Genomic DNA, 2,181 nt, shown 5'->3' on the forward strand with positions numbered 1-2,181 from the left:
GATGTGGGCCGCGCCGCTAAACTATGCCCCGTTCGAATGCCGAGCCCCGTCAGGCTTCCGATGCCGAAGTTGAAAGGTGGGGTCTGCTGCGCGTCGGAGCTACCCACTTTGCGCGGTTGTGTCTTGCGGACGGCAGTCTCCTACAGTCTGCCATGGACGAACGGAATCCCGCAGGGGCTTTGCCGAACAGCCAAGACCAAGAGAGTCGCGGCGCGACTTTCTCATCTGCGGGAAGGTCGTCTTACCGAGGCAGCGCAGCGCTTGTAATTCTCGCGGCAAGTCTGCCCATCATGGCCTCGGGCGGAGCTTTTTTCGTCGATGCGCCGAGATGAGGTACGCGCTTGGCGCGATGGCTGGGCTCGTTGCCCTCGGCCTGGCCAGCTTGGTCTTGTGGGATGGCGGCACCCCCACCGACAGTTCTCAGCCGACTACAATTGCACTGGCCGTTCTGGGGGATTCCAGCAGCCATTCCTATCAGGATAGTCTGAGCTTCCCGCCGGGTTCCGCTGACCGCGGCGGTGCATTTCGTGCCCGCACCTTCCAGTGGACCGAAGTGCTGGCGCGCCTGCGTGGCAACGAGCTCAATCTTGGGCCGTGGGTGCGATGGGGACGTTCTAACCAAATGACTTGGTTGCGCGACTTAGTCGGGCTACACGCCGGTCGAACGCCAAGGAAGGAGGATTACCTTTACAATTTCGCGAATTCCGGCGCCACCTGCAAGAATTTGATGGGCGGACCGCTACAGCGTTATCCTCAGGCGCCGCGGCTGGTAGAGCTGATGGACCATGCCCCAGGGCGTTGGCGCAACGGCGTCGTCGTCATTCGGATAGGCAACAATGATTGGTCGGCCGTGCTCGATGATCAGGCACGCGATCCTAAGGCACCTAAGGTCCGCGCTGCGGCGGCCTATTGCGTGGAACAAATCGCTGCTGCCATCCGCCTCATCCATGCCGCCCATCCAGAGACCCGCATCTTACTGGTCGGCGTGGATAATCAGGTGAATGACCCTGAGGTCTTCGACAGATACCGCCCGACGCTTGGCAACATTCAAACGGCCTTCGATGGTTTCAACGCTCAGATGCGTGAGCTAACCAGTGCCGACGCACGAACCGCCTTCTTCGACCTCGGAGACTGGTTTCGAGACCGTTGGGGCCCACGCGGGTCCGACGCAATGCCAGTCTTCAGGTCAGTCACCATCGACGGAAAGCTGCGCGTCACCAACACAGTCGGTGATGAGCCGAATAATGTGGAAGTGGCTGATCATCACGGTGGCCTTGTAGTGAATGCACTATGGGCACAGTCGCTTGTGGGTCGCCTGCGCGAGGCCTTCGACCTGCCTTTGACACCGATCAGCGACGAGGAAGTGGCTCGTTTCATTGCCGCTCCTTGAGCTGTCCGTTCGAACCGGTGCCAATGAAGTGTCGCGGGCGAGCGTAAGTCCACGAGCATTTGCTTCGCAGCGGCTCGTTGATTTGGCTCGAGGAGAATGGCCCGGCTCGCGAGCCGATATCGCGCCAAGTTGCGCACCGCGGCCGGGTCTATCCGGCCGATCACCGGAGCAGAAACACCCGGCAATAACGACCAACGTTCACACACCGTATTGGTTTGTCGCCCAGCCAGCGGGCTCCCAGGCCTGAGGGCATAACCTCCCCTAAGCTAGCGCCGCGCAGTCACGGATGTTATTCTCAATGGCATTCTTGCAAAATCGAAGGCGCCTTCTGATCTGTTTGATTGCAAATTCGCCAATTCGGCGGGGGGTTCGGACGCGACCTGGAACCGGATCGACTGAGCCCGGCCCGGCGGAAAAATCCCGCCGGAGAGGGTTAGGCTGTCGCTAGAGGTTTGCTGTGATGCCTGCAAATGCAGAAGGGAAACAGGGCGGCGGCAAGTTCAGGCCAGGGCGGTCGGGCAACCCGGCTGGTAAGGCAAAGGGCACCCGCCACAAGGTGACGCTCGCCATCGAGGCTTTGCTGGAAGGCGAGGCCGGCGCCCTCACACGCAAGGCGATCGAACTCGGGCTCGCCGGCGACATGACGGCGCTGCGGCTGTGTATGGATCGACTGGCGCCTCCCCGTCGCGACCGACCCGTCACGTTCGACCTTCCCAGGATCGAGACGGTCGCCGATTTGCCCAAGGCGACGCAGGCCATCCTGGAGGCGGTCGCGGCGGGCGAGCTGGCGC

The 2,181-nt window shown here is 61.7% G+C and carries 2 protein-coding genes; both read left to right on the plus strand.

Annotated features, from left to right (window positions below; genetic code table 11):
• Positions 1–328 precede the first annotated feature (328 nt).
• Positions 329–1,390, plus strand: coding sequence for an SGNH/GDSL hydrolase family protein (locus AC1DVA_RS27845; protein ID WP_476808042.1), 1,062 nt, complete (start codon positions 329–331; stop codon positions 1,388–1,390).
• A gap of 460 nt (positions 1,391–1,850) precedes the next feature.
• Positions 1,851–2,181: DUF5681 domain-containing protein (locus AC1DVA_RS27850; protein WP_476808043.1), on the plus strand; the 331-nt coding region annotated here is incomplete at its 3' end.

It is taken from the genome of Allobosea sp. P4_C6, assembly GCF_056402015.1.